The sequence below is a fragment of the Nakamurella aerolata genome (assembly GCF_013002705.1).
Classification (GTDB): Bacteria; Actinomycetota; Actinomycetes; order Mycobacteriales; family Nakamurellaceae; genus Nakamurella; species Nakamurella aerolata.
Genome location: NZ_JABEND010000002.1, coordinates 400759 through 427008 on the forward strand (window position 1 = coordinate 400759; position 26250 = coordinate 427008).

Annotated in this window: 24 protein-coding genes; 15 read left to right on the top strand and 9 right to left on the bottom strand. The window is 68.3% G+C overall.

Annotated elements, in window-relative coordinates:
- Positions 1–19: 19 nt before the first annotated feature.
- Genes HKD39_RS05035 through HKD39_RS05045 form a run of 3 tightly spaced genes read right to left on the bottom strand, consistent with a single transcriptional unit; the run spans position 20 to position 3070 of the window.
- Entirely contained in the window at positions 20–646 is a 627-nt protein-coding gene (locus HKD39_RS05035; RefSeq protein WP_171198716.1) for an arsenate reductase ArsC, read from the bottom strand.
- Entirely contained in the window at positions 633–1727 is a 1095-nt protein-coding gene (arsB, locus tag HKD39_RS05040) for an ACR3 family arsenite efflux transporter (protein ID WP_343074602.1), read from the bottom strand. Before arsB ends, HKD39_RS05035 begins: the two co-directional genes overlap by 14 nt.
- Complete coding sequence (locus HKD39_RS05045) at positions 1724–3070, bottom strand: NAD(P)-binding domain-containing protein (protein WP_212753980.1); 1347 nt, start codon at positions 3068–3070, stop codon at positions 1724–1726. Before HKD39_RS05045 ends, arsB begins: the two co-directional genes overlap by 4 nt.
- Positions 3071–3151: 81 nt before the next feature.
- Between HKD39_RS05045 and HKD39_RS05050 the strand changes: the two genes are divergently transcribed.
- From HKD39_RS05050 to HKD39_RS05060, 3 genes are all read left to right on the top strand, one after another.
- Positions 3152–3520, top strand: coding sequence for an ArsR/SmtB family transcription factor (locus HKD39_RS05050; RefSeq protein WP_171198717.1), 369 nt, complete (start codon positions 3152–3154; stop codon positions 3518–3520).
- Positions 3521–3548: 28 nt separating this feature from the next.
- Entirely contained in the window at positions 3549–4013 is a 465-nt protein-coding gene (locus HKD39_RS05055; RefSeq protein WP_171198718.1) for a GNAT family N-acetyltransferase, read from the top strand.
- A 122-nt stretch (positions 4014–4135) separates the two neighbouring features.
- On the top strand, positions 4136–4732 hold the full coding sequence (locus HKD39_RS05060) for a recombinase family protein (RefSeq protein WP_171198978.1): 597 nt from the start codon (positions 4136–4138) through the stop codon (positions 4730–4732).
- On the opposite strand, the gene HKD39_RS05065 is transcribed toward HKD39_RS05060, so the two are convergent.
- Positions 4718–4948 (bottom strand): hypothetical protein, encoded by a 231-nt coding sequence (locus tag HKD39_RS05065; RefSeq protein WP_171198719.1) that lies wholly within the window; start codon positions 4946–4948, stop codon positions 4718–4720. The two genes, HKD39_RS05060 and HKD39_RS05065, sit on opposite strands and share 15 nt — an antisense overlap.
- A gap of 357 nt (positions 4949–5305) precedes the next feature.
- Entirely contained in the window at positions 5306–5710 is a 405-nt protein-coding gene (locus HKD39_RS05070) for a winged helix-turn-helix transcriptional regulator (RefSeq protein WP_171198720.1), read from the bottom strand.
- Positions 5711–5859: 149 nt separating this feature from the next.
- Here HKD39_RS05070 and HKD39_RS05075 point away from each other — a divergent pair, with 149 nt between their 5' ends.
- From HKD39_RS05075 to efeB, 4 genes are all read left to right on the top strand, one after another.
- Positions 5860–6753, top strand: coding sequence for an NADP-dependent oxidoreductase (locus HKD39_RS05075; RefSeq protein WP_171198721.1), 894 nt, complete (start codon positions 5860–5862; stop codon positions 6751–6753).
- Positions 6754–6878: 125 nt separating this feature from the next.
- Positions 6879–8684, top strand: a complete 1806-nt coding sequence (gene efeU / locus HKD39_RS18645; protein ID WP_212753982.1) for an iron uptake transporter permease EfeU — start codon at positions 6879–6881, stop codon at positions 8682–8684.
- Positions 8681–10084, top strand: a complete 1404-nt coding sequence (gene efeO, locus HKD39_RS05085) for an iron uptake system protein EfeO (protein ID WP_171198722.1) — start codon at positions 8681–8683, stop codon at positions 10082–10084. Before efeU ends, efeO begins: the two co-directional genes overlap by 4 nt.
- A complete protein-coding gene (gene efeB / locus HKD39_RS05090) occupies positions 10081–11559 on the top strand; it encodes an iron uptake transporter deferrochelatase/peroxidase subunit (protein ID WP_343074603.1) in 1479 nt (492 codons plus the stop codon). Before efeO ends, efeB begins: the two co-directional genes overlap by 4 nt.
- Here the strand turns inward: efeB and HKD39_RS05095 are convergent.
- Both HKD39_RS05095 and HKD39_RS05100 read right to left on the bottom strand, forming a co-directional pair.
- A complete protein-coding gene (locus HKD39_RS05095) occupies positions 11514–12185 on the bottom strand; it encodes a uridine kinase family protein (RefSeq protein ID WP_212753984.1) in 672 nt (223 codons plus the stop codon). The two genes, efeB and HKD39_RS05095, sit on opposite strands and share 46 nt — an antisense overlap.
- 101 nt (positions 12186–12286) lie before the next feature.
- Positions 12287–12751, bottom strand: a complete 465-nt coding sequence (locus tag HKD39_RS05100) for an Lrp/AsnC family transcriptional regulator (protein WP_171198723.1) — start codon at positions 12749–12751, stop codon at positions 12287–12289.
- 74 nt (positions 12752–12825) lie between these two features.
- Here HKD39_RS05100 and ddaH point away from each other — a divergent pair, with 74 nt between their 5' ends.
- On the top strand, positions 12826–13746 hold the full coding sequence (ddaH, locus tag HKD39_RS05105; protein WP_212753986.1) for a dimethylargininase: 921 nt from the start codon (positions 12826–12828) through the stop codon (positions 13744–13746).
- Positions 13747–13990: 244 nt separating this feature from the next.
- Positions 13991–15847, top strand: coding sequence for a GDSL-type esterase/lipase family protein (locus HKD39_RS05110; protein ID WP_171198724.1), 1857 nt, complete (start codon positions 13991–13993; stop codon positions 15845–15847).
- A gap of 71 nt (positions 15848–15918) precedes the next feature.
- On the opposite strand, the gene HKD39_RS05115 is transcribed toward HKD39_RS05110, so the two are convergent.
- Entirely contained in the window at positions 15919–16899 is a 981-nt protein-coding gene (locus tag HKD39_RS05115) for a Dyp-type peroxidase (RefSeq protein WP_171198725.1), read from the bottom strand.
- Positions 16900–17187: 288 nt separating this feature from the next.
- On the opposite strand from HKD39_RS05115, the gene HKD39_RS05120 reads away from it, so the two are divergent.
- Positions 17188–18501: a sialidase family protein gene (locus tag HKD39_RS05120; RefSeq protein ID WP_171198726.1), complete on the top strand. Its 1314-nt coding sequence runs from the start codon at positions 17188–17190 to the stop codon at positions 18499–18501.
- A gap of 23 nt (positions 18502–18524) precedes the next feature.
- On the opposite strand, the gene HKD39_RS05125 is transcribed toward HKD39_RS05120, so the two are convergent.
- The gene (locus HKD39_RS05125) at positions 18525–19253 is read right to left on the bottom strand and encodes a FadR/GntR family transcriptional regulator (RefSeq protein ID WP_171198727.1); all 729 of its coding nucleotides are present in this window, start codon (positions 19251–19253) and stop codon (positions 18525–18527) included.
- A gap of 252 nt (positions 19254–19505) precedes the next feature.
- Between HKD39_RS05125 and HKD39_RS05130 the strand changes: the two genes are divergently transcribed.
- Genes HKD39_RS05130 through HKD39_RS05150 form a run of 5 tightly spaced genes read left to right on the top strand, consistent with a single transcriptional unit; the run spans position 19506 to position 26220 of the window.
- The gene (locus HKD39_RS05130; RefSeq protein WP_171198728.1) at positions 19506–21119 is read left to right on the top strand and encodes an ABC transporter substrate-binding protein; all 1614 of its coding nucleotides are present in this window, start codon (positions 19506–19508) and stop codon (positions 21117–21119) included.
- A 13-nt stretch (positions 21120–21132) separates the two neighbouring features.
- Positions 21133–22092 carry an ABC transporter permease gene (locus HKD39_RS05135; RefSeq protein WP_171198729.1) on the top strand — a complete coding sequence of 320 codons (960 nt, stop codon included), beginning with the start codon at positions 21133–21135 and terminating at the stop codon, positions 22090–22092.
- Positions 22089–24068: a dipeptide/oligopeptide/nickel ABC transporter permease/ATP-binding protein gene (locus HKD39_RS05140; RefSeq protein WP_171198730.1), complete on the top strand. Its 1980-nt coding sequence runs from the start codon at positions 22089–22091 to the stop codon at positions 24066–24068. The genes HKD39_RS05135 and HKD39_RS05140 overlap by 4 nt, the downstream gene beginning before the upstream one ends.
- Complete coding sequence (locus HKD39_RS05145) at positions 24065–25294, top strand: ABC transporter ATP-binding protein (RefSeq protein WP_171198731.1); 1230 nt, start codon at positions 24065–24067, stop codon at positions 25292–25294. Before HKD39_RS05140 ends, HKD39_RS05145 begins: the two co-directional genes overlap by 4 nt.
- Positions 25291–26220 (top strand): dihydrodipicolinate synthase family protein, encoded by a 930-nt coding sequence (locus HKD39_RS05150; protein ID WP_171198732.1) that lies wholly within the window; start codon positions 25291–25293, stop codon positions 26218–26220. The genes HKD39_RS05145 and HKD39_RS05150 overlap by 4 nt, the downstream gene beginning before the upstream one ends.
- Positions 26221–26250: the final 30 nt, after the last annotated feature.

Below are 26250 nucleotides of genomic sequence, written 5' to 3' on the forward strand. Positions count from 1 at the left end.
GACTCCTGGCAGGGGGCGGTCAGAGGGTGAGTTCGCGGAGCAGGGCGGTGACGCGGGCCTGGATGTCGTCGCGGATGTCCCGGACCACCGACAGTGGTTGGCCAGCGGGGTCGGCGACGTCCCAGTCCAGGTAACGCTTGCCGGGGTAGTACGGGCAACTGTCGCCGCAACCCATGGTGACGATGACGTCGGCGGCGTTCACCAGGTCGTTCGCCAACGGTTTGGGGTAGGCGTCGGTGAGGCCGATGCCACGTTCGGCGAGTGCCTGGATCGCTTCGGGGTTGATGTCGCCGGTGGGGTGGGATCCGGCGGAGCGGAAGTGGACTTTCCCGGGGGCGAGGTGGGCGGCGATCGCGGCGACCATCTGGGAGCGGCCGGCGTTGTGTACGCAGACGAACAGGATTTCCGGGACGGTCTTGGCGACGGTGCCGGCGGCCTGGGCGGCCGCGGTCAGCAGTTCGGTGGCGTACCGGCTGATCAGCACCGGCAGGTAGGTGCGGACTGTCGCGTGCGGTTCCATCGCGGTACGGGCGCGGTCGACGGCGGCCAGGATCTGGTCGCGGCTGAACACCCCGTCGAAGCGGTAGGTCAGCTCGGCGGCGATCGTGGTGGTGTCGACGGTGTCGTGGACGTCAGGTGGGTTCATGGCTGGACTCCCGGGAGAGTTGGAAGCGTTTGCGCAGGGCGAGGGACACGTAGACCAGCGCGACCAGGACCGGGACCTCGATCAGCGGGCCGACGACGCCGGCCAGGGCCTGCCCGGAAGTGACGCCGAAGGTTGCGATGGCCACGGCAATGGCGAGTTCGAAGTTGTTGCCGGCGGCGGTGAACGCCAGCGTGGTGGTCCGCTCGTAGGACAGGCCGATCGTCCTGCCGAGCAGGTAGCCGCCACCCCACATCAGTGCGAAGTAGACCAGCAGCGGCAGCGCGATCCGGGCGACATCCAGCGGATGCGCTGTGATCTGCCGGCCCTGCAACGCGAACAGGATGACGATGGTGAACAGCAGCCCGTACAGCGCCCACGGCCCGACCTTTGACAGGAAGCGGTGTTCGTACCAGTCGCGGCCCTTGGCCTTCTCCCCGAGCCGGCGGGACAGATAGCCGGCAACGAGCGGGATGCCGAGGAAGATCAGCACGGAGCCGGCGATCTTCCACGCCGAAACGTCCAGCTGGGTCTGCGCCAGGCCGAGCCAGCCGGGCAGCACCGACAGGTAGAACCAGCCGAGGGCGGCGAAGGCGACCACTTGGAACACCGAGTTGATCGCGACCAGGACGGCGGCGGCCTCCCGGTCACCGCAGGCCAGGTCGTTCCAGATGATCACCATCGCGATGCAGCGGGCCAGGCCGACGATGATCAGCCCGGTGCGGTATTCGGGCAGATCCGGCAGCAGCAGCCAGGCCAGGGCGAACATCAACGCCGGCCCGACGATCCAGTTCAGTACCAGCGAGGAGACCAGCATCCGCTTGTCGCGGGTGACGGTGCCGAGCCGGTCGTAGCGGACCTTGGCCAGCACCGGGTACATCATCACCAACAGACCGAGCGCGATCGGCAGGGATACCCCGTCGATCTCGACGGCACTCAGACCCTGGTCCAGGCCGGGGACCAGGCGGCCGAGCAGGATCCCGCCGAGCATCGCCGCGATGATCCAGACCGGCAGGAACCGGTCCAGCGTGGACAGTTTCGCGATGACCGGATCGTGCCGATCCGCCGCGGTGCTGGTGGTCACTGGGCGCGGGCACCGATGCTGATCGGCTGCGGACCGGCCGGGGTACCGCAGCACCCTCCTGCGCTGGCGGCGCTGTCGGTGTCGTCGTCGAACAGGCCGGCGCCGTGGCAGACGCCGGTGTCCGGCAGCCTGAGCTGTACGGCGTTCGCCGCTTCCAGGTCGCCGGCCAGCGCGGCCGCGATCGAGCGGACCTGCTCGAAGCCGGTCATCGCCAGGAACGACGGTGCCCGTCCGTAGGACTTGAGCCCGGCCAGGTACAGCCCAGTGTCGGGCTGGGCCAGCACGTCGTGTCCGTGTGGCTGCACCGTGCCGCAGGAGTGGACGTTCGGGTCGATCCCCGGGGCCAAACGGGCCGGGGCCTGCAGTCGCGGATCCAGGTCCAGCAGCACCTCCGACAGGAACGAAAGGTCCGGCCGGAACCCGGTCACGCCGATGACCTGGTCGACGTCGTCGATCCGGCGGCCGTCGCCGCCGACCAGAACCACCTGCCCGTGGGCCGCATCCTCGATCGCGGTGGTGCGGAAGCCGGTGACAACCTCGATCAGGCCGGCGTCGACGGCCTGCCGGACCTTGACGCCGAGGGCGCCCCGCGCGGGTAGTTCGTCGGCCTCGCCGCCGCCGTAGGAGTCGCCGATCTGGCCACGGCGCAGCGCCCACACCACCCGAGAATCGTTGGTGTGCAACGGCTCGCTGGTGAGCGCGATCAGCGCCGTCAGCGCTGACGCACCGGATCCGACCACGACCGTCTTACGGCCGGCGTACACCGTCGCGTCGGCCGCGGGGTTCGGCATCCCGTACAAGATCCGGTCGGCGTGGGCGGACTCGCCGGCGACCGGGTATCCCTCCGCGCCCAACGGGTTCGGCCGACCGAGAGTGCCACTCGCATCGATCACCGCACGCGCCGCGACCCGCTCGATCGATCCGTCCGGGCGCTCGACGTGCACCATGAACGGCTGCGCGTCGCGACCAGACTCCACCAGCAGGTCCCGATCCCGCCGGGCCACCCCGATCACCCGGGCCCCGGTCCGCACCCGAGCACCCAGCGCGTCGGCCAGCGGCGCCAGGTAGGCGCTCACCCACTCGGCGCCGGTCGGGTACCGGTCGGACTCCGGCGCCTGCCAGCCGGTGGGCGCCAGCAGGTCCGCCGCCGCCGGGGACACCAGCTCCGCCCAGGTCGAGAACAACCGCACATGCCCCCACGACTGCACCGCGGCCGCCGTGTGCTCGCCCTGCTCCAGCACCACGACCGGCTGGTCGCGGCCGACCAGCTCGGCCGCGGCGGCCAGGCCGATCGGCCCCGACCCGATCACCACGACCGGCAACTCCGCACTCGACGACGACACCGCAACCACATCCCTTGAATAGACGCTTATCGATATGCGCCCATCTTGCGCACTGGATCGACAGTTGTCAATATGGAGGGCATGACCACCGCAGAACAACTCGCCACCCGCTCGTCGACCCCGGCCTGCGACGACGGAGTCTGCGGCGCGGCCGGGATGACCGTCCCGGACTCGGAGCGAACCGCCGCAGTGTTCAAAGCTCTCGCCGACCCGGTCCGGCTCCGCCTCTATTCGCGTATCGCGGCCACCGGCGGCGAAACCTGTGTCTGCGACATCCAGGACGTCGGGGTCTCCCAACCCACCGTGTCCCACCACCTGCGCAAGCTCCGCGACGCGGGCCTCATCGACTGCGAGCGCCGCGGGACCTGGGTGTACTACTGGGCCGTTCCCGGCGCCCTCGGCCCGCTCGCCAGCGTGCTGGACGCCCACACCCAGCTCATCACCCGCTGACGTGCACCAGCCGGTGACCATCCGTCCGATGACTGCCGGTGATTGGCCGGCCGTCGAGGCGATCTACGAAGCGGGCCTGGCCGCCGGCAACGCCACCTTCGAGACCACCACACCCACCTGGGAACAGTTCGACGCCGGGAAGCTGCGCGACCACCGGTTCGTGGCCACCGACGGCACCCGGATCCTCGGCTGGGTCGCGGCATCGCCGGTCTCGACCAGGGACGTCTACGCCGGTGTCGTCGAGCACTCCGTCTACGTCGACCCCGCGCACGCCGGCCGAGGCATCGGCACCGCACTCCTCCAAGCGCTCATCGCCTCGACCGAGACTGCTGGGATCTGGACCGTTCAATCCTCGATCTTCCCCGAGAACACCGCCAGCCTCGCCCTGCACCACCGAGCCGGCTTCCGCACCATCGGCACCCGCGAACGCATCGCCCAATACCACGGCCTCTGGCGCGACACCATCCTGGTCGAACGACGCAGCCGGACATAGTCGAGAAACGATCGTTCGCGTTACACCCAGACTGGTTGGGTGTCTCCGCAGTTCGCGAGTGTAAAGAAACCCGTGTAGACATCAATGTCACGCTGTCAGGGGTTCGCGTTACAGTCCGGCTCATGAGGATCGGCTACGGACGGGTCTCCACCCGCGACCAACACCCAGAAGCGCAACACGACGCACTCACCGCCGCCGGCTGCGAACAGATCTACCTCGATCACGCCTCCGGGAAACTCGCCCGCCGACCCGAGCTGGACAAGGCCCTCGTTGCCGCCGGCAGAACCGGCGACCAACTGATCATCACCAAACTCGACCGACTCGGCCGATCGCTGGAACACCTCATCGACCTCTCCAACGACCTCCAACAGCGCGGTGTCGACCTGGTCGTGCTCGACCAGGGCATCGACACATCCACGGCAGTGGGCCGCATGTTCTTCCAGATCCTCGGCGCGATCGCCGAATTCGAGCACGCCTTAATGTCAGAACGCACCCGCGACGGCCTCGCCGCCGCCCGGGAACGGGGCCGCACCGGCGGTCAGAAACCCAAGCTCGGTACCCGTCAAGCGAAGATGGCCCGGCAGATGTACGACGAAACCGATGACCACGGCCGGCACCGCTACACCGTCGCCCAGATCGCCGCCGAATTCGGCGTCACCCGACCCACCATCTACCGCTACCTCGACCAGGCTCCGTCAGCCGAATCAGTCGTCAGTTAGGAGTTCCTGGAAAGCCTCGCAGTCGACGGCATGCCACTCTCGAACCAGCACATCATCACCGTCACGAATCACTTCGGCGTGCCATGGAAGACAACTCGCGCACGGCCAGATCGCGTATGGCGTTCCATCCTCGTCCTCTGCTGCAAGGTCGATCGAACCGACGGGCGCGGTGTAGTTCGTATTCGGCTTCCGTGGCCCTGCATCGCCAGCGCTCATCAGGACACCGTAGAAGGGCCAGAGGCACGCGGCTACATGTCCGGGCTATCAGATGCCTCGTTTGACGATCGTCAAATAAGACGGGGTGCCCTGGATCACCAGGGCTCGTTGCGTGTCTGCCGCGCAAGGCGGAGTAGCTCTTCGGCGACCTCCGTCTGAAGGGGAAACGCCCGCTCAATACCCACTCCCCCTGGGGTCTGCTCGATCAGGCGAACTCGACGCACCGCATCCGCCAGGATCGATGAGTAGGTCGTCGTCGATGTCCAACGTGGTTCGCCTCATCTGATGTTACTGCATCACTGCATCGGCGCATCTGTCAGAGCGGCAGGGATGTTCGATCGGCTCGACCGGTAGCGATCACGAGAGCGCCGCGTCGTCGTAGCGGGCTCTGGCGGCGTCCACCGCTGGCATGTGTTGCTCTGCCCAGCGTTTGAGATGCTCGATCGGCTCCAACAGTGAAAGGCCGAGGTCGGTGAGCGCGTAGTCCACCCGCACCGGCACCGACGGGGTGACGGAGCGCCGCACCAGGCCGTCCCGTTCCAGGTTGCGCAGGGTCTGGGTGAGCATCTTCTGGCTGACCGCCGCGATCCGGTCGCGCAGCTGCGAGTAGCGCATCGGTTGCTCGCCGAGGGCGCAGATCACCAGCGAGACCCACTTGTCGCCGATCCGGTCGAGCAGCCGGCGGCTGGGACACCGCGCCAGATAGGCATCAAATGCTTCGGCAGCCAGTTCGCGACGATGTTGCGCGGTCTGCGTTGCCATCGGCACCTCCGTGAACCTAGGGCACTCTGAAGTGCCCACTCCCCATAAGAGAGCAACGTTACCAGTATGGAGTTGTGGGCCGGAGCGGCTCATCCCGGAGGTGGTGGAGTTACGGCCACCGGGCAGCGAACTCGTTGGTAGGAGCAGACATGAAGGCAGTAGTGGCACGAGCCGGTCGGCAGTACGCGGAGCTGGAAGAGTCGCCGGAGCCGACACCGGCGGCCGGAGAGGTATTGGTACGAGTCGGTGCCGCCGCCGTCAACCCGGCGGATCTGTTGGTGGAGCAGGGTGTTCTGCGGGAGCCGTTCGGCCTTCCGGACGTGGTGGGCGACGGCTACGACTTCGCCGGCGAGGTAGCCGCGCTCGGCGCCGGCGTCACCGACCTTGCCGTCGGCGACCGGGTGGCCGGCTTGGCCGCCGACCTCAGCCGCAAACCCCGTGCGCACGCCGACATCGTTGCGGTGCCAAGAGATTCGGTGGCACCGGTTCCGCGAGGGCTTGAGCTGACCGCGGCCGCAACCGTTCCGCTCACCGCCCTCACCGCGGATCAGGCGCTCGACGATCTCGGTGATCCGGCCGGCCGGTCGCTGCTGATCACCGGTGCGGCGGGCGGTGTCGGCGGTTTCGCGGTTCGGCTGGCTGCCGACCGCGGGTGGCAGGTCAGCGCGCTTGCCCGGCCCACCGACAAGGACTTCGTCATCGGGGCCGGCGCGACCGACCTGCTGACGACGCTGCCGCGGGCCGAGTTCGATGTGGTATTCGACGCCGCCGGGCTGCAGGAAACCGCGCTCGCGGCGGTGCGTGACGGTGGCCGGTTCCACGGCGTGATGCCGGTGGCGGTGCCAACGTCGGAGCGGGGGATCGAGACCAGCGCGGTGTTGGTGCAACCGGACGCCGCACGGCTTGCCGAATTGCTGGAACTGGTGGCGGACGGCCGGTTGACGGTGCGGATCGCCGGCACGGTGCCGCTGAAGGACTTCCGCACCGCCTACGACGCGCTGGCCTCCGGCGGACAGCGAGGCCGCTGGCTGTTGCGGCCGTGAGCCGTCTCACCTCGACCGGCCCGGGTCCGAGCCAGGTGTGGCTTGACGCGGGCCGGTCCCATCGGTCAGGGTAACCTTACTAAGGGTTGCCTACACTCCATCCGCGTCGCCGACGTCGCGTTGCCGTGCCGGCACCGACGGCCGCCATCCGGCGCGGACAGGAGAAGTCGTCACCGATGCTTGCCACCTTCGTCATCGGCCTGCGTGAGGGCCTGGAAGCGGCGCTGATCGTCGGCATCATTGCTGCTTTCCTGCACCAGGACGGCAACGCCGCCGCGCTCCGCCGGATGTGGCTGGGCGTCGGCCTTGCCGTGGCGCTGTGCCTCGGCATCGGCGTCACGCTCAGTGTGCTGTCCGGCAGCCTGCCGCAGCGGCAGCAGGAGATGGTGGAAGCCAGCATCGGTTTCGTCGCCGTCGCGATGGTCACCTGGATGGTGCTGTGGATGCGCAACCACTCCAAAGATCTCAAGCGCGATCTGGGCGCGGCGGTCGGCGGGGCACTCGCCAGCGGCAGCGCATTGGCGTTGGTGGGCATGGCTTTTCTGGCGGTGATCAGGGAAGGCATCGAGACCGCCGTCTTTCTGGTCGCGGCCGCTCAGACCGGCTCGGCGGCGTCCACCCTGATCGGGGCGGCGCTCGGCGTCGCGATCGCCGTGACCCTCGGATATCTGATCTATCGAGGCGGGGTCCGACTCAACCTCTCGCGGTTCTTCCGGATCACCGGCGTGGTGCTGGTTCTGGTGGCCGGCGGGGTGCTGATGTCGGCCGTTCAACATGCCTACGAAGCCGGTTGGATCACCATCGGACGCACGGTCTGGCTCGACTTCTCCGGCTTCATCGCGCCCGGCTCCGTCCAGGAATCACTGCTCACCGGGGTACTCGGAATCCGCGCCCAGCTCACCGCGATCGACCTGCTCGCCTGGCTGCTGTACGTGCTGCCGATGCTGGTGGTGGTGTGCTGGCCACCGCGTCGGCCGCTGCGCCGGCCGGTGGTGGCCCGGCTGCTGCTGGGCGCCGGGGCGGTCACCGGTGCTGCTGCGGTGACGCTGGCGCTGGTGGTCGCCCCGCCGAGCGGCCCCGCCACCGCCGGCTTCACGCTGACCGGTGCCGCCAAGGGCGACGTGCAGATCACCGTCGACCGGGTCGCCGGATCGTCGGCAACCCTCACGCTGCGCGGCACCGTCCGGACCGCCGACGGCGAGTTCCCCGTCGACCGCACCGCTGCCGTGGAACTGGCTGGGGCGCAAGCCGTTGCCGGCCGGTCCGGTCAGCACTACACCGGCACCGCGGTCGGCCTGGCCGCACCGGGAGCGACAACGCTCAGCGCGGCGCAGGTGGCCGAGCTGAACGGTGGTCGCTACCCGATCGGCCTGCGCAGCGCGACTGGCGATCTCACCGCAACCCGCACCCTGACCTGGACGCCGTCGCTGGTGCTGGACGTGCGCACCGCAGCCCCGCTGACGGTGGGCGGCACCGTCGTGAACGGAGTGATCGCCGAGACTGCCGCCGGCCGCACGTTCCGCGTCGACGCCGGCGGCGGCCCGATCGGCTCCGACCCGGCCAGCACCGACGCGGCCGCGGCCGCCGCCGCGACGATCGCCGCCGACCGTCAGCGATCCGAGCTGTGGGGCGTCGTGGTGCCGTGGGTGCTGGGTGTCTGGGCGGTGCTGGTGCTGGCCGCCGGGATGGTGCTGGTGCTGCGCCGGCCGGCCACCGGACGTCGCGAAGACGTCTCAGTAGCAACAACTTCGACAGCACCAACAACGTCGACAGCACCAACAACTTCGACAGTGCCAACAACTTCGACAGTGCCAACAACCTCGGCAGCACCAGCAACTTCGACGGCACCAGCAACGTCAACCGTGCCGCCAACTACTACCGCATCGACTACCTCTCCCGTGCCAGCCAGTACCGAAGGAGCCTCAGCATGATCGGTTCGCCCCGCCGCCCGGCAGGTCCAGCGTCGCGCCCGTCCACCGAGCCGACGCGGGCGGCCGCAGGGCAACGCCGCCGCGGTGTGGCCCTCGTTGCGGCCGGCTGTGCTGCGGCGCTGCTGCTGACCGCATGCAGCTCCGACAGCGGCTCCAATGCCGCTGCCACCCCCGCCGCCGGCGGTACGAGCGGAGCCGCACCAGCTGCGGCAACGGTGGCCGGTCCGGCCGGATCCGTTGCCGCCCAGTCGGTTGCCGGCTCGTCCGCCGCTGCGCCGGCCGGGGCAGGTGCTGCGACGCAGGCGTCTGCGACCGCTGCCGGCGCGCCGGCCACCGTCAAGATCTCGATCACCGCGGACGGCGGCTGCGCCGTTGATCCGGTGACGGTGCCGGCCGGCCCCGTCACCTTCAAGATCGCCAACCTCGACGCCACCGCCGTCAACGAGGTGCACCTGATGGACGGCGACCGGATCCGTGGCGAGCGCGAGAACCTGGCGCCGGGCTTCGACTCCGAGTTCTCGGCGACGCTGGACGGGGGCTCGTACCAGATCTACTGTCCGGGCGCGGTGACCGAGAACCAGCCGTTCACCGTCACCGGGAAGGCGGCCACCAGTACCGGCGACGTGGCGCAGCAGCTGCAGCAGGCGACCGTCGAGTACGCCGGTTACGTCGACGACCAGGCCGGATTCCTGGTGGAGGCGGTGGCAAAGCTGCAGAAAGCCTTGCAGGGCAAGGATCTTGCAGCCGCGCAGCAGGCCTACGCCGCCGCCAGACCGTTCTACGAGCGGATCGAGCCGGTTGCCGAGTCGTTCGGCGACCTCGACCCCGACATCGACGCCCGCGACGGCGACGTGCCGGCCGCGGGGTGGAAAGGCTTCCACCAGATCGAGAAGGCGTTGTTCACCGACAAAAAGATCGCAGCCGCAACACCTTTCATTGCTGAGCTGGTGAGCAACGTTGCCAAGCTGAAGCAGCTCACCGCGCAGCTGGCGGCCGACACCAAGGCCGGAAACGGCAAGGGCTACAAGCCGGACGAGGTCGCCAACGGTGCCGCGTCACTGCTGGAGGAGGTGCAGAAGACGAAGATTTCCGGCGAGGAGGAGCGCTACTCGCGCATCGACCTTGTTGACTTCGCCGCCAACGTCGAGGGTTCGCAGCAGGCGTTCGCGGCGTTGGAGCCGGCGCTGAAGACCATCGACCCGCAGCGGCCCGCACCGATCACCGCGGCCTTCGCCGCGCTCAACAAGCAACTCGACAAGCACGCGGACACCAAGGCGCTCGGTGGGTATCAGCCGTACGACAAGCTCACCCAGGCCGACATCAAGCAGCTGTCCGATGCCCTGCTGGCCGTTCAGGAGCCGCTGTCGCAGGTTTCCGCGAAGGTGGCGTCCGCAGGGTGAGCACCCCGAAACTTCCCGAGCCGCCTGGCGAGCCGGCACCGGCGTCCGGCAACGACAACCGCGCCGGCGGCAGCGATTCGCCGCCCGAACCCGGTAGATCGGTTGCCCCGTCCCGGCGCAGCTTGCTGTCCGGAGCTGCGCTCGGCGCGGCCGGGCTGCTGATCGGCGGCGGAAGCGGGTACGCGGTGGGCAGGTCGAAGCCGGCCGAGGTGGGCGCGGCGACCAACCCGGTGCCGGCCGGATCCTCAGGTTCGGCACCGGCCGCGTCCGAAGCATCATCAGGTGCGGTGTCGTCCGCCCGGCCGGGCTCCGGCGGCGGCGCCGACGCGGTGAACACCGCGGGTGCCGACGACGCGGTGGTGCCGTTCTACGGCGAGCGTCAGGCCGGGGTGACCACCCGGCAACAGGAACAGATGATGTTCGCCGCTTTCGACCTGACCACCATGGATCCGCTTGCCGTGCAACAACTTCTGGGACGTTGGGCCGCTGCCGCCGCCAGGTTCACCCAGGGCAAGCCGGTCAGCGGCGGCAGCACCCCGGCGAACCGTCCGCCGACCGACACCGGGGAAGGCATTGATCTCGGGGCACATTCACTGACCATCACCGTCGGGTTCGGCGCATCCATGTTCGACGAGCGGTTCGGCCTGCGGGACAAGATGCCGGCCGCGCTCCGGCCGTTCGGGAAGCTGCCGGGTGAGGGCGACATGCGGCCAGAGCTCACCGGCGGGGACCTGTGTGTTCAGGCCTGCGCCGACGACCCGCAGGTGGTGTTCCATGCGGTCCGCAACCTGACAAGGATCGCCCGCGGCACCGCGGTGCTGCGCTGGTCGCAGCTGGGGTTCGGCCGCGCCTCCGCCACCGGAACCGGGCAGACAACGCCGCGAAACCTGTTCGGCTTCAAGGACGGCACCCGGAACCTGCACGCCGACCAGACCGCCGACATCGATCGGTACGTGTGGGTGGACGACGCCGCGACGGACCAGCCATGGATGGTGGGCGGGACGTATCTGGTGGCCCGCAAGATCGCCATGGTGATCGAGTCATGGGATGCCGACTTCCTGGCAGACCAGGAACGGATCTTCGGGCGCCGCAAGGACTCAGGGGCACCGCTGTCCGGTGGACAGGAGTTCACCGTCCCCGATTTCCACAAGACCGGAGCCAACGGCAAACCGCTGATCGACGTGCGCTCCCACATGGCGTTGGCAGCCCCCGAGAACAACAACGGCGTGAAGATCCTGCGCCGCGGTTACAACTACACCGACGGCCAGGATCCGGTGAGCGGCCGGCTGGCGGCCGGACTGTTCTTCGTCTCGTTCCAGCGGGATCCGGCGCAGTTCAAGGCCTTACAGACCAAGCTCGGCGCCGGCGACCTGATGAACGAGTACGTCACCCACCTCGGCGGCGGTACCTTTGCCTGTCCGCCCGGCGTTCACTCCGCGGGCGACTGGTTCGGCAAACGGCTGTTCGCCGGCTGAGCGACGAGGTAGCGGCGCAGCTGCCGGGCGGCGGCCCGGGGCCGGATCGGCCGGCAACCGGCGGCGACCAACCTGCGCACGATCGCGGGTTCGCGCCGAGCGAGCAGGATGCCGCGGCGCAGCAGGAACAACGGCGACTTGCGGTGCTCACGCAGATCGCGCAGCAACCGCAGCACCATGGTCACCAGCCGCGGCCGGTGCACGCACCAGGCGTCCAGCAACACCCCGGCCTGCCGGCAGCCGCGGACGATCTCCGAGACGAAGATGCCCTCGGCCACCACGATGTGTTCGCCGCCGAGCCGCAACTCGCGGGCGCCGACAACGGAGCTGGTGGCGATGTCGTAGTCGGGCACCGTGGTGAACCCGGTGCGGCACAGCGTGATCACCGCCTCCAGCGCCCGGTCGGCGTGCCAGGAGTCGGGGTGATCCCAATCGACCTGACCGCCGGGCAGCCGCGGGAGGCCGGGGTCGTCCGCGGCGCGATAGAAGTCGTCGAGCCGGAGCACGGGCAACCCGCTGCGGTCGGCCAGCCGCGACTTGCCGCTGCCGGACGGCCCGGCGACGAGCAACACATAGGCCTGTGGGATGGCCGGCGCGGAGGCCGGCGAAGCGGGTGCGGCGGACACGAACCGCCATCTTGCCCTACCCGCCGACGCCGGCGCTGCGCGGCAGCCGATGCCGGTTGCGGCGGCCGTCCGTGGTGCGCTCGCGACCCGGCCGGGTGGGCTCAGCCGACCCGGCCGCTCCCGGCATTGCCGATGGTTGGCCGGTCCAGCAGCGACGACAGCACGATGGTCGACTCGGTGCGCGCCACCGCGCCGGAGGCCCGAATCTGCTCGAGGGCCTGCTCGAACTGGGCCATGTCGGCCGCCCGCAGGTGAACCAGCACGTCGGCGTCGCCCGACACCGTGTAGGCCGCCACCACCTCGGGGATGGGGGTGAGGATCTGCCGGATCCGCGCCGGGGTGATGTTGCCGGAATACGTCACCGACACGAACGCCTGAGTGGTCCAGCCCAGCTGGGCCGGGTCGATCTGCGCGGTGAAACCGGTGATGACGCCCTCGTCCTGGAGGCGGTCGACGCGCCGCTTCACGGCGGGTGCCGACAGACCCACCTCAAGACCGATCTCGCGGAACGAGCTGCGGGCCTGCTTCACCAGACACGAAACGATATGCCGGTCAATCTCGTCCATCTGCAACGAACCGTGCTCCCTTCGTCCCGTGAGTCGCTTGTCGTTCCGTTCGGTCAGATCCTATCGTCGTGAGCATGACTGCTGCTTCGCCCGCCACCACCGTCGTCGCCGGGGCTGCCGAGCCCACCGAGCCCCCGGCGGCTGCCGTCCCAGCGGCGGCCCCCGGGACGGCGACCCCGGACGCATCCACCGGCAAGATCGCGCGCCCGCGCCGGTATCTGATGTGCCGGCCGACCCATTTCGAGGTGACGTACGAGATCAACGCCTGGATGGACTCCGACGTCCCGGTCGACCCGGCGCTGGCCATGCGGCAGTGGGAGACGCTGCGGCAGGCCTATCTGGATCTGGGGCACCAGGTCGAGGTGATCGAGAACGCGCCCGGCCTGCCCGACATGGTGTTTGCCGCCAACGCCGGCACCGTGATCGACGGCACCGTGGTTCCCGCCAAGTTCCTCAACAGTGAGCGCGCCGGCGAAGAAGCGCCGTACACGGCATGGTTCCGTGAGCACTTCGACTCGGTGGTCGAGCCCACGTTCGTCAACGAGGGCGAGGGTGACTACCTCTGGACGGGCAGTCGATTGCTGGCCGGCAGCGGCTTCCGTACCGATCCCCGCGCGCATGACGAGCTCGCCGGTGCGCTGGGCGTCACGGTGCAGCCGCTCGAGCTGGTCAGCCCGTACTTCTACCACCTTGACACCGCGCTGACGATTCTCGGCGACGACGAGATCGCCTACATCCCAGAGGCTTTCAGTGACGAGTCGCAGCGGGTGCTGTCCGAGCTGTATCCGGAGGCGATTCACGTGTCGCTGCCGGACGCGCAGTGGTTCGGGCTCAACGCCACCTCCGACGGACGCAATGTGGTGGTGGCGCAGCAGGCCGAAGGCATGCAGCAGGCACTGGCGGCCGCAGGGTATGTTCCGGTGCCGGTGGACGTCTCCGAGTTCCGCAAGGCCGGCGGCGGCATCAAGTGCTGCACCCTTGAACTTCGCGGCTGAGCGCCTTCTCGTTGCCGCCTTCAGCATGACCCGTCGGACCCGCTGCGCCGGGCCGGCTGGTCTGCCGCAGGCTCGGCTGACCGCTTCGACGCTGCCCGCGCCGCTGCGGTTCCGCGGTCAGGATGGATAGCGCAGACCATCGACACCGTACGTTCGACCCGCCCATGGTGAGAGGGCGCCGCATTCCAGCGACGCGCCTGTGCAGCCGCACAGCAGCACAGGGGAAATCACGGGGGAGAACGTCATGTTTCAGCCGTACCCGCACTCAGCACAGCGTCGATGGTGGTGGACCGGGGGAGCCGTCGCCACGGCCACCGTCATCGTTGCCGGCGGCGTGGTTCTTGGTCAGGGGACGTCAGGGCAGGCGGCCGGCCCGCAGCCGGCAGCCGCGACGGACCAGGGGCCGCAGAACCTGCTGGCGCCAACGGTTCCGCAGGACCCGGGGAACGACCCAGGCAGCATTGTCGACAACCTGCCCGAGTTCGACCCGATGCGGATAGCGCTCGACTACCGCGTCAAGGCGACCCTGAACCTGCGGGAGGCGCCCAGCCTCGACAGCCGCACCGTCAAGGCCGACGCCTACCAGGCCGGCTCCATGGTCAGCATCGAATGCCAGACCACGGGCTCGCCGGCGTACGGCAGCGACATCTGGGACAAGACCATCGACGGCGGATACGTCCCGGACGCCTACATCAGCACCGGAAGTGACGGGTTCGCGCCGGAACTGCCGCGGTGCACTGACGTGCCGCCCGTGCCGCTGCCGGAGGAACCGGCATCGCAGCAGCCGATCACCCCACCACCACCCGCGCCGGAGCCGCCCGCGCCGGAGCCGCCGGCCCCACCGGCCCCCGAGCCGCCGGCCAACGACCAGGGCAAGCATGTGTTTCCGGTTCGGGCCGATCTTGACGGCCGCACCACCAAGCAGCTCAATGGGGAGCGGGTGAAGGAGTACAAGCAGGGCAGCGAGGTGGAGGTGGTGTGCCAGGCCGACGGTGAGAATGCCTACGGTTCAACGATTTGGGACAAGACCAGCGACAACCTGTGGGTGCCCGACCGTTACGTCGGTACCGGTTCCGACGGGTTCGCCCCCGGTGTGCCGAAGTGCGACCCGAACGACGGCCAGCCCAATGTCGGTCCGCCGCCGGCTCCCGAGCCGAACCCGGAGCCGGCTCCGCCGGCCGAACAGCCACCGGCCGAACAGCCACCGGCCGAACAGCCGCCGGCGGGCAAACCGCGGGTCGTTGCCATGGGCGACTCGTACGCCTCCGGCGAGGCGGGTGGTGACTACCAACCGGAGACCAACGACCGCAAATCCAACATGTGTCACCGGAGCCGGAATTCTTGGCAGCAGAACGTGACGATCCCGGGTTTGGGCGTGACCAACGAGAACAACTCGGCGATCGACTACGCCTTTGTCTCCTGCTCGGGCGCGGTGGCGCAGAACGTCTACGACGTCGAGCAGGAACTTGTCGTGCAGAACCTGGTGACCAAGGAGGAGCTGTACCGCGCTCCACAGGCCGGGCAGGGACTCCAGTCGAAAGCGTTGGGGCAGAAGGCTGATTACGTGTTGCTGAGCCTTGGCGGCAACAACTTCGGCTTCGGCGACATCGTCACGACGTGCCTGACGTCCGAATGCCTGGGAGAACCGGTGGTGGCGGATGCGGAGAATAGAGTCAGCACGGAGCTGCAGAACAATGTGTTGCCGACCATTCGGCGCATCTCGCAGGACACCGGCGGCGCGCGGATCGTGTGGACCGGGTACCCGCAGCTGATGCAGGGTGACAGGTGTCCGACCATCGAGAAGGAAGAAGTTGAGCGACTCGACGGATTGGCCGCCTGGCTGTCGGGTGAGATGCGGGCGGCCGCCGAGCAGCTCCGCAGCGAGGGTGTCGACATCAAGTTCGTCGACATGGTGGAACCGTTCAAGGGCCACGGAGCGTGCAGCTCGCTCAGTGCGAAACAGGCCTGGATCAACGGTGCCTGGGGCCTGAACCCCCGAGGTGGTCTCACCAACATCGCCGTCCAGGAGTTGTTCCACCCCAACCCGTACGGACAGCAGGCCTACGTCCGGGCGGTCGATGCCGCCATCGCGAACTGGTAACCGGGACTTGACGCTGGGGCCGGTGACGAAACGCTCGTCACCGGCCCCGGCGCTTGGCTGTCGGTCGGCGCTCAGTCGTCCAGGTCGGCGAGGAACTGCCGGGCCGGCACAAAGAACGTCACGCCGGTGACGGCCTTGGAGAAATCGAGGATCTTGTCGTGCAGCGGCGGCGGATCGCCGATGAACATCCGCTCCAGCATCTTCTCCGTCACCCACAGGTGCCGGCTGTAGCCGATGAAGTAGGTGCCGTACTCGCCGCGTCCGGGGACAGCGAAAGGCATGTTGTCGCGCAGGATGTCGTGCTCGCCGTTTTCATCGGTGATGGTGCAGAGCGTCTTGTGCGACTTCTGCTGGTCCGCACCGGCGTCGGGCAGCTCGACGTTGTCGAACTTGGTCCGCCCGATGATGTTCTCCTGCTCCTCGGTCTTCTGCTCGCGCCAGCCGGCGAGGTTGTGCAGGTACTTCTGGATCACCACATAGCTGCCGCCGGTGTAGTCGGGATCTTCCTCACCCACCAGCGTCGCCGCCGGCAGCGACAGCCCGATCGGATTCGCGGTGCCGTCGATGAACTCCAGCAGGTCGCGACCATCGAAATAGCGGAAGCCGGCCACGTCGTCCACTCCGGTCACCGCGTCGCCGAAGGCCTCAAGCAGGAGCTTCTCGAACTCGACGATCAGGTCCATCGAATCGGCCCGCAGGTGGTACAGCAGATCGCCCGGAGTGGCGACGGCGGTGTGCGTCTGCCCCTTGATCTCCTTGAACGGACGCAGCTCGGCCGGCTGCGGCTTGCCGGTGGCCCGCTCCCACACCCGCTGGCCGATACCGACGTTGGCGGTGAAGAACTGGCGGTCGGCACGGATCTGGATGTCCTTGATCAGGTCTTCGGTGCTGGCCAGCACCGACCGGGCCTTGGCGGCGGCCGGGTCCCCGTCGTTGATGGTGAGCACCAGGAACCCGGCGGCCCGGGTCAGCGGCGCATCCACATACTGCGGCTCGGTGTCGATCGCCCGCTCGCTCGGCGGCACGGGACTGGTGGTCGCGGAGTTGTCCATGCTCCATTCCTAACGCAGCCGGCCCGGCTTCGCGCGGTCGGACGGGTGGCGGGTGTTGACGCCAAGCCAGTTTGTCCGCATCGCCAATCCGTGGCAGCGGCCGGTACGCCTCGGCGAGAGGCCGGCCGGCGCATGGCGGCGTCCCGTGGTGGTGACCGCCGGCCGAGGCGCAACAGCCATCGAATCGGCTCGTCCCGGTTGTGGGCGCTCCCGAAGCCGCCTACGGTACGAACGCAGGACGTCCCACGTCCTATCTACCCGTGTTCGTGCTCAACGAGGAGCTGTCCGATGAACTCTCGCAAGATCAGCGTTGTGTCCGTGGTCGCCGCGGTGACCGCGGTGTGCGCCACCGCCGTCATCGCCCCGGCCTCGTCGGTGACGGGTGCCCCGGCGGCTGCCGACGCCCGATCCGGCAGCGCAGGTGCGCAACCGTTGCGGGCCGACCGAAGCGCCGATGGCGGGCAGCTGGTGGCCGCCAAACCCGGTGGCCGATGCACCCAGTCGGTGCCGTACCCCGCCGGCGACAACGGTTATGCCAGCTTCCGCATTCCCGCGGTGGTCACCACCACCCGTGGGACGGTGCTCGCGTTCGCCGAGGGGCGGCACGCCGGCACCGCGGACTCCGGCGACATCGACGTGGTGCTGAAGCGATCGTCCGACGGTGGCTGCAGTTGGTCCGAGTTGGCAGTGGTCAGCGACGGCGACGGCGACACGCGCGGAAACCCCGCTCCCGCAGTCGATCCGGCGACCGGAGCGGTGGTCCTTGTCACCACCTTCAACGGCGGCAACGTCACCGAGAAGCAGATTCTCAAGGGCGAGGTGGCCGCCGAGGATTCCCGCAGAGTGTTCGTGCAGACCAGTGCGAACGACGGGGTCAACTTCACCGCTCCGCGAGAAATCACCGCATCGACCAAACGCGCCGATTGGCGCTGGTATGCCAGCGGTCCAGGGCACGCCACGGTACTGACCACCGGGCCGCACCGGGGTCGCATCGTGGTGCCGGCCAACCACTCGATCGCCCCGCCGGCCGGGTCCGGCGATCAGGGCGACGAAGCAAAGTATTACGGCGGCCACAGCATCTACAGCGACGATCGCGGCAAGACCTGGCAGATCGGTTACGTCGACGACAATCCCGACGGTTTCATCAACGTCAACGAGACCGCGGCGACGCAGTTGCTGGACGGCCGGATGTACTTCAACACCCGCGAGCACAACGGCAGTGCGCCCGGCAACCGGGCCGACGCCTATTCCACCGACGGCGGTCAGACGTTGGTGGCGCCGTTCGCCCCGCAGGCCACCTTGGTCGGGCCGGTGGTGCAGGGCAGTGTGCTGCAGGTCAAGGGTGGTGGAAAGTCCCGCTCCCCGTTGTTGTACTCGGGCCCGGCGGATCCGGGGGCGCGGGCGGCGATGACCATCCGGGTGTCCCGCGATGCCGGTGTCACCTTCAGCGACCCGTACCCGATCTCCGGCCTGCCGGCTGCTTACTCGGATCTGGTGCAGCTCAACAACTCCACCATCGGGCTGCTGTACGAGACCGGAGCTCGCACGTCCACCGACACCATCGTCTTCCGCAAGATCGACCTCGCCGAGCTGATTCGCTGAGCCGGTGTCCGGGCCGCGGTCGATCAGGTCGCCGAGCCGTTGGCGGCGCCGACCGTGTGCCCGGCCCGGCCGCCGTAGGGTCCTGCCTTGGTCCGCCGCCTGACCTCCTCGAAGTGCGCGTGCACGGCGGCTTCGGCGAGATCCGGGTCGCCACTGGCGATTCCGTCGATGATGCGTTGGTGGATGGCGGCAGCCACCCGCCTGGGCCTTGGCACCTCGAGTTCGGCCTCGGCCATCCGGTAGACGTCCCAGAACAGCCCGATCAGATCACTTGCCAGCTCGACGCCGGCCGCGTTGCAGAGCACCTCGTGGAAGTCGCGGTCGGCCTTGCTGGCCGCCTCCACCGTGGTACCCCGCATTCGCCGGACGCAGTCCTGCAGCTCGGCGAGCATGGCTTCGTTGCGCTCCAGTGACACCCGGCGGGTGAGCTCAGTCTCGATGATCTCGCGCACCTCGAGCAGGTCGGGCAGCCGGCGCTGTCCGGTCGCCTCGCCTGCCCTGGTCCGGAACAGCAGCCACGGCTGCAGCGCCGAAGTGCTGGCGGAACCGACGAAAGTCCCGTGGCCGTGGCGGATCTCGACAATGCCGAGCGCCTGCAGCGCCTTCACCGACTCGCGGATGGAGTTCCTGCTGACCCCGAGGTCGTTCATCAGGCTGAGCTCGGTGGGCAGCGGCGCTCCTGGCGGCAGGCCACGTTCCACTATCAGGTTGGCGATGGCTCTCGCCAGTTCCTCGCTTCGCTGCGGTCGCATCTGTCTGCCTTCCGTGACACCGGGCGCCGGTGGGTAGCCGCGACGGCAGCGCCCGCGCCGCTCATCCTAGGTGCGCGGCCGAGCGGCACCCGGCTGTGCCGTAGGCCTTGACCTGAGGTCGCGCGCCTCCTACTGTCCACGTAGGACATTGGACGTCCTATGCCCAGCGATACCGGACTGGCCACCGCGACGTCCACCAGTCGACGGAGACAGCCGAATTCTGCGGCCCCCGCGGATCCTCAGGAGATTTCAATGACGAACCATCTTCGCGAGTCCACCCCGGTGATGAGCCGGCGTTCCATGCTCAGGTACGCCGGTCTGCTCGGCGTCGCCGCCGGGATCGGGACGACACTGTCGGCGTGCGGCGGACCCAAGTCCACCAACGCGACCGGCGAGCAGAAGTCCACCATCACCGCGGTGATCGGCTACGGCAACAACCAGAGCTGGGATCCGACCCAGACCGCTTCGGCGTTCTCCATGGCGGCCATCCTGCACAGCTACGAGGCACTGGTGGAGGGCGACCCGATCACCAGGGAGCCGTATGCCGCGCTGGCAAAAGCGCTGCCGGCCGACGTCTCCGGTACGAGCCTCAAGTTCGAACTGCGCGACGGCGCCAAGTGGCACGACGGCAAACCCGTCACCGCCGACGACGTCGTCTTCACCTACCAGCGCGTGCTCGACCCCAAGGAGAACGTCGCGATCCGCGCCTACTTCTCGCTGTGGCTCCAGGAGGTCAAGAAGGCCGGCGACAACGCCGTCGAGTTCGTGCTCAAGTTCCCGTTTCCCTATGTGCTGGAACGGATTCAGATCGCCAAGATTATGCCGAAGCACGTCTTCGATGGGAAGTGGGACGACGCCACCGCCGGCAAGGTGGTCGGCTCCGGCCCCTACAAGGTCACCGAGCAGGCCCCGCTGAGCCACACCTCGTTCGAGAAGTTCGCCGACTACAACGGCCCGCGGCCGGCGGTGTTCGAGACCATGCTGTGGAAGTCGATCGTTGAGGCGCCGGCTCGCGTCGCCACCATCTCCGGCGCCACCCCGCAGGCGCAGATCGCCGAGAACATCCCCGCCGAGAACGTGGCCGCGCTAACCAAGGCCGGTCGCACGGTGGAGCAGGCAGAGGGGATGAACATGCTGTGGATGCTGTTCAACACCGCCAAGGCACCTTTCGACGACAAGCTGGTCCGGCAGGCACTGCACTACGCGATCGACTCCGACAAGATGGTGAAGATCGGGCTGAAAGGTGCTGGCACGCCGGCAACCTCGTTCATCAACCCGGCACTGGCCGCCTCCCAACCGGCCGCGCTCGACTTCGGCTACGACCCGGACAAGGCCAAGGCGTTGTTGAAGCAGGCGGGGGTGTCGAACCTGAAGGTCACCCTCAATACGTCCAACACCACCGTGGTCGCCTCCTGCGTCAACGTGATCAAAGAAGGCTGGGATGCCATCGGCGTCAACACCACCCTCGACGCTGCGGACACCAAAGCATTGTTCTCCAAGCTGGACGGCGGCGCCGACTTCCAGGTGGTGGTGTCCACCGGCAACCCGCAGCAATTCGGCGTCGACCCTGACCTGCTGGTCCGGGCGTTCTACGGGCGCGAATCGTTGTGGTCCAAGACCTATGCCCGCTGGACCAGCAAAGACGCCGAGGCGTTCTATGCGCTGCAGGACACCGCGGCGAAGGAGCCGGACGAGACCAAGCGCACCGCCCTGGTCAAGAAGCTGATGGACGAGCTGAGCACCCAGGCCGTCTTCTACCCGATCGTCTTCACCAAGATGGGCACCGCATGGGACCCGAAGAAGATCAGCGGGGTGAAGGCCCAGGGCTACCCCGGTATCAACTTGCTCCAGGTCAAGACGGTCTGAGAACCCTTACGCCATGGTCGTTGTCGTACGGATGCTGGTTGGCCGCATCCTGGCCCTGATCCCGCTGATCCTCGGCGTTGTGCTGTTCGTGTTCGTTGTCATGGAGTTCGCGCCGACCGATCCGGCGCTGGCCGCATTCGACGGCGCCAACGCCACCGCCGAGCAACTGGAACAGTTCCGCGAGGCCAACGGGCTCAATGATCCGCTTCCGGTGCGCTACGTGCGTTTTGTGGTGGCGCTCAGCCACGGCGACTTCGGCACCAGCGTGATCACCAAGCAGCCGGTCTGGGGCACGATCGCGTCGGCGCTGCCACTGACCATTCAGCTGACGGTGCTCGGACTGCTGATCGCCCTGGTTCTCGGGGTGGCGCTCGGAGTGATCGCCGCGCTGTTCCGCGGCCGTTGGCCGGATCAGCTGATCCGGCTGGTGTCGCTGGCAGGTGTTGCGGCGCCGGCATTCTGGATCGCGTTGCTGCTGGTGCAGTGGCTGGCGGTGGGCAAGGGCTGGTTCCCGAGCAGCGGGTACGTCAACCCGGCCGACTCGATCTCCGGTTGGCTCAACTCCATGACGCTGCCGGCGGTCTCGCTGGCGCTGCCGGTGGCCGCGCAGCTGGCGCGGATCGTCCGCACCTCGATGGTCGAGGAACTCGACAAGGACTACGTCCGCACCGCCCGCGGCGGCGGGCTGCCGCCGGTGGTGGTGGTCGGCCGGAACGTCCTGCGCAACGCGCTCGTCACGCCCCTGACGGTGTTGGGCCTGCGGATCGGTTACCTGGTGGGCGGCGCGGTCGTCATCGAGACCATGTTCGCGCTTCCCGGCATGGGGCAGAACATGATTCAGGCGGTACTGGACGGCGACACCGCCAAGGTGCAGGGCTTCGTCATCGTGATTGCGATCGGATTTGTGTTGGTGAACCTGGTGGTGGACGTGCTCTATCTGATTGCCAACCCGCGGCTGCGGAGTCGGACATGATCCGGCCAGGGCTCACCAGGCGACTGTCCCGGCCCGGCATCAGGTTCCGGCGGCTGCGGTGGAGCTCGTGGGTTGCCATCGGCGTGCTCGCCGTCATCGCGCTGGCGGCGTTGCTGGCGCCGCTGGTGGCCACGCACGACCCGAATGCGTTGGGAACAAGCGTGTCCGGCCCGAGCACGCAGCACTGGCTCGGCACCGATTCCGACGGTCGCGACATCTTCTCCCGATTGGTGTACGGCAGCCGCTGGTCGCTGACCATCGGTCTGGGCGCCACCCTGATCGCACTGGTGGTCGGCGCGGCCGTCGGCGCGTTCGCGGCCACCTCCAAGCGGTGGGCCGACGAGCTCACCATGCGCATTCTCGATGTGGTGATGGCCTTTCCGGGGATCGCGCTGGCCGCGGTGCTGGTGGCGGTGTTCGGCCGCTCCATCCCGGTGCTGATCGGCGCGATCGCGTTCCTGTACATGCCATCCATCGCGCGGGTGGTACGCGCCAACGTGCAAGCTCAGTACAGCGAGGATTACGTCCAGGCGGAACGGCTGATCGGGGCGAGGCGGATCTACATCATCGCCAAGCACGTCGCGGTGAACTGCGCCGCCCCCGTCCTGGTGTTCTGCACGGTGATGGTGGCTGACGCCATCGTGTTCGAGGCATCGTTGTCGTTCATCGGCGCGGGAATCCAGCCGCCGAACCCGTCGTGGGGATCGGTGATCGCCGACGGCAAGAACATGGTGCTGACCGGCGGTTGGTGGGCAACGCTGTTCCCCGGCCTGCTGATCCTGATCACCGTGCTGTCGCTGAACGTGTTGTCCGAGGGTATTTCCGACGCCTGGGCGGCACCGTCGGCACGGACCGCTCGGGCTGCGGCAGCGGCCAAGGCCGAGGTGGTCGAAGAAGGCAAGGAGAACCGCGAACCGGTGCTGCCGATCGCGGGGCTGCAGCAGACCGGCGAGCGGCTGGCCCGCACCGCAAGGGATCTCAGCGGAGCGGAAAACATCCTCGAGGTGGCCGACCTGTCGATCCGCTTTCCCCACCGGCACAACGGTGTACAGGTGGTGGAGAACATCTCGTTCACCGTGCGCAAGGGCGAGGTGCTCGGGTTGATCGGCGAGTCCGGCTGCGGCAAGTCGTTGACCGCACTCTCGGTGATGGGGCTGCAGCCGCGGGAGGCCGAGGTCACCGGCACCATCACCTTCGCCGGGCGCAACCAACTCGCGCTGTCCGCCAGGGCCCGCCGGGCTCACCTCGGGCACGACATCGCGATGATCTATCAGGACGCGCTCAGCTCGCTGAATCCGGCGATGACGATCGCCGCGCAGCTCAAACAGTTCATCCGCCGCAAGGGAACTCGCAGCGCGACCGAACTGATGGAGCTGGTGAATCTTGACCCGGAGCGCACCCTGCGGGCGTATCCGCACGAGCTGTCCGGTGGGCAACGGCAGCGCGTGCTGATCGCGATGGCGCTGTCCCGCGACCCGAAGCTCATCGTCGCGGACGAGCCGACCACGGCGCTGGACGTGACGGTGCAGGCGCAGGTGATGAAACTGTTGCTGCGCTTGAAGGATGAGCTGGGATTTGCGCTGATCGTGGTCTCCCACGACCTCGCGTTGGTATCCGAGATCGCCGACCGGGTGGTGGTGATGTACGGCGGTCAGGTCGCCGAGGCCGGCAGTACCGCCAGCGTGGTGGGGACACCGCAGCACCACTACACCAGGGGACTGCTCAGCGCCGTGCTGTCGCTGGAACAGGAGCGCCGGCCGCTCACCCAGATCAAGGGTGTGGTGCCGTCGCCGGCGAACTTCTCGCCCGGCTGTCGATTCTCCGAAAGGTGCCCGGCGGCCGAGCGGCTGTGCCGTGAGCAGGAGCCGGCCCCCGACGGCGATCCGCTGCAGCATTTGGTGGCCTGCCACTTCCCGGCTGAAACCGACTCGGCGGCAAAGGTTCTCGCCGGAACCGGCGGGGGTGACCGGCGATGACGGACGTCGTTGCCGCGCCGCCTGGCGCAGCCGCCGCCACCGGTTCCGAACCGCTGCTGCGGGTGCAGGGTGTGCACGTGGTGCACCGGATTCGCTCGCGCAAGCTGATCGGGCACGGCAACGTCTACGCGCTCACCGATGCCAACCTGAGCATCGCGGCAGGGGAGACCGTCGGCATTGTCGGCGAGTCCGGGTGCGGCAAATCGACGCTGGCCAAGGTGATTGTCGGCCTGCAGCGGCCGACCGAGGGTGCGGTGAACTTCCGCGGCACGTCGCTGTGGGAGATGAGCCAGAAGCAGCGGGCCCGGCAGTTCGGCCGCGAGGTGGGGATGATCTTCCAAGATCCGTCCACCGCGTTGAACCGGCGGCTGTCCATCGCCAAGATCATTGCTGATCCGATGGACGTGCACGGCGTCGGCAGCAGCAGGCAACGCCGAGAACGCGTCCAGGAACTGATGGCGCTGGTCGGACTGCCGACCAGCGTGGCCGATGCGGTGCCGGGCCAGCTGTCCGGCGGACAGCGACAGCGGGTGGCGATCGCCCGCGCGCTGGCGCTCGACCCTGCGTTGCTGGTGGCGGACGAACCGACGTCCGCGCTGGACGTTTCGGTGCGCGCGCAGATCCTGAACCTGTTGATGGACTTGAAGGATCGGCTCGGGCTGGCCATGGTCTTCGTCTCGCACGACATTCAGACGGTGCAGGCGATGAGCGACCGGATCGTCACCATGTACCTCGGCCGGATCGCAGAACAGGCACCGGCGAACGACATCCCGGACCGGGCCTACCACCCGTACAGCAGGGCGCTGTTCTCGGCGACGCCCAGCCTGCTGCGTCCCACCGAGCCGATCGTGCTGTCCGGAGCGGTGCCGTCGGCCACCAACCCGCCCAGCGGCTGCAACTTCCGCACCCGCTGCTGGAAGGCGACCGATGAATGTGCCAACGCCTTGCCCCCGCTCACCAGGGTCGGGGCCGCCGCGCAGGCGGACGAGACCGCAGAACCGTTGCCGCTGCACGAGTATCGCTGCTGGCATCCGGAGCTGCCCGACGCTCCGTCGGACGCCGCCGAACCATTGAAGACCGATTCGACCGACACTCACTCGGCGAATACGCACTCGGCGGATACCCACGCGTCTGATGCGCAATCTCCGAGCGCCGAATCTCTGAACGCCGAATCTCTGAACGCCGAGTCACCCAAGGCCGGATCACTGAAGAAAGAACAAGCATGATGACACCTGCTTTCCGCGGCATCATCCCGCCGGTGTGCACGCCGCTGCACGACGATTTCAGCGTCGATGTGGTGTCGTTGCAGCGGGCACTTGAGTTCCTGCTCGACGCCGGTGTCGACGGGGTGTTCGTGCTCGGGTCCACCAGCGAGGTGGCCTACCTGCCGGATGCCCAGCGCCGCACCGTGATCGAGACCGCCGTGCGGCAGGTGGCCGGCCGGGTGCCGGTGCTGGCCGGCTGCATCGACATGACGACGTTGCGGGTGGCCGAGCACATCGCGGTGGCGCAGGACGCGGGCGCCGATGCCGTTGTGGTGACCGCGCCGTTCTACACCAGGACGCACGTTGCCGAGATCGAGCAGCACTTCCGGTTGCTGCACGCGGCGACGGGCCTGCCCATCTTCGCTTACGACATCCCGGTGGCGGTGCACTCCAAGCTGGACACCGCGATGATCCTGAAGTTGGCGCAGGAGGGAGTGCTTGCCGGGCTCAAAGACTCCAGCGGGGACGATTCGTCGTTCCGATATGTGTTGCAGGGCAAGAAGGATCGCGGCCTTGACGGGTTCGCCGTCTTCACCGGTTCTGAGCTGGTGGTCGACAATCTGTTGAGCATCGGCGCCGACGGCGCCGTGCCCGGTCTCGGCAACGTCGACCCTGCGGGCTACGTCACCATCTTCGACCGGGTCCGCTGCGGCGACCAGGCCGCCGCGAACGCCGAACAGGACAGACTGCTGCGGCTGTTCACCATCGTCGGCATCGGCGACCCGGCCCGCATCGGCCGCAGCTCGGCCGCGCTCGGCGCCTTCAAGTACGGGATGAAGCTCCGCGGCGTGATCGACAACGCCGTCCTCGCCCCGCCGCAGCTGCCGCTGACCGCGGACGAGCAAGTCCGCATCAAGGCCGGTCTGGTGGAAGCCGGCCTGCTCTGAGGCTCACGCATCCGCGCGACGCTGGGCCGC

What these genes read in the sequence shown, in the direction of transcription:
- HKD39_RS05035 (WP_171198716.1), bottom strand. Translation starts at nt 646, where the DNA reads ATGAACCCACCTGACGTCCACGACACCGTCGACACCACCACGATCGCC.
- HKD39_RS05050 (WP_171198717.1), top strand. Translation starts at nt 3,152, where the DNA reads ATGACCACCGCAGAACAACTCGCCACCCGCTCGTCGACCCCGGCCTGC.
- HKD39_RS05055 (WP_171198718.1), top strand. Translation starts at nt 3,549, where the DNA reads ATGACTGCCGGTGATTGGCCGGCCGTCGAGGCGATCTACGAAGCGGGC.
- HKD39_RS05060 (WP_171198978.1), top strand. Translation starts at nt 4,136, where the DNA reads ATGAGGATCGGCTACGGACGGGTCTCCACCCGCGACCAACACCCAGAA.
- HKD39_RS05065 (WP_171198719.1), bottom strand. Translation starts at nt 4,948, where the DNA reads ATGAGCGCTGGCGATGCAGGGCCACGGAAGCCGAATACGAACTACACC.
- HKD39_RS05070 (WP_171198720.1), bottom strand. Translation starts at nt 5,710, where the DNA reads ATGGCAACGCAGACCGCGCAACATCGTCGCGAACTGGCTGCCGAAGCA.
- HKD39_RS05075 (WP_171198721.1), top strand. Translation starts at nt 5,860, where the DNA reads ATGAAGGCAGTAGTGGCACGAGCCGGTCGGCAGTACGCGGAGCTGGAA.
- efeO (WP_171198722.1), top strand. Translation starts at nt 8,681, where the DNA reads ATGATCGGTTCGCCCCGCCGCCCGGCAGGTCCAGCGTCGCGCCCGTCC.
- HKD39_RS05100 (WP_171198723.1), bottom strand. Translation starts at nt 12,751, where the DNA reads ATGGACGAGATTGACCGGCATATCGTTTCGTGTCTGGTGAAGCAGGCC.
- ddaH (WP_212753986.1), top strand. Translation starts at nt 12,826, where the DNA reads ATGACTGCTGCTTCGCCCGCCACCACCGTCGTCGCCGGGGCTGCCGAG.
- HKD39_RS05110 (WP_171198724.1), top strand. Translation starts at nt 13,991, where the DNA reads ATGTTTCAGCCGTACCCGCACTCAGCACAGCGTCGATGGTGGTGGACC.
- HKD39_RS05115 (WP_171198725.1), bottom strand. Translation starts at nt 16,899, where the DNA reads ATGGACAACTCCGCGACCACCAGTCCCGTGCCGCCGAGCGAGCGGGCG.
- HKD39_RS05120 (WP_171198726.1), top strand. Translation starts at nt 17,188, where the DNA reads ATGAACTCTCGCAAGATCAGCGTTGTGTCCGTGGTCGCCGCGGTGACC.
- HKD39_RS05125 (WP_171198727.1), bottom strand. Translation starts at nt 19,253, where the DNA reads ATGCGACCGCAGCGAAGCGAGGAACTGGCGAGAGCCATCGCCAACCTG.
- HKD39_RS05130 (WP_171198728.1), top strand. Translation starts at nt 19,506, where the DNA reads ATGACGAACCATCTTCGCGAGTCCACCCCGGTGATGAGCCGGCGTTCC.
- HKD39_RS05135 (WP_171198729.1), top strand. Translation starts at nt 21,133, where the DNA reads ATGGTCGTTGTCGTACGGATGCTGGTTGGCCGCATCCTGGCCCTGATC.
- HKD39_RS05140 (WP_171198730.1), top strand. Translation starts at nt 22,089, where the DNA reads ATGATCCGGCCAGGGCTCACCAGGCGACTGTCCCGGCCCGGCATCAGG.
- HKD39_RS05145 (WP_171198731.1), top strand. Translation starts at nt 24,065, where the DNA reads ATGACGGACGTCGTTGCCGCGCCGCCTGGCGCAGCCGCCGCCACCGGT.
- HKD39_RS05150 (WP_171198732.1), top strand. Translation starts at nt 25,291, where the DNA reads ATGATGACACCTGCTTTCCGCGGCATCATCCCGCCGGTGTGCACGCCG.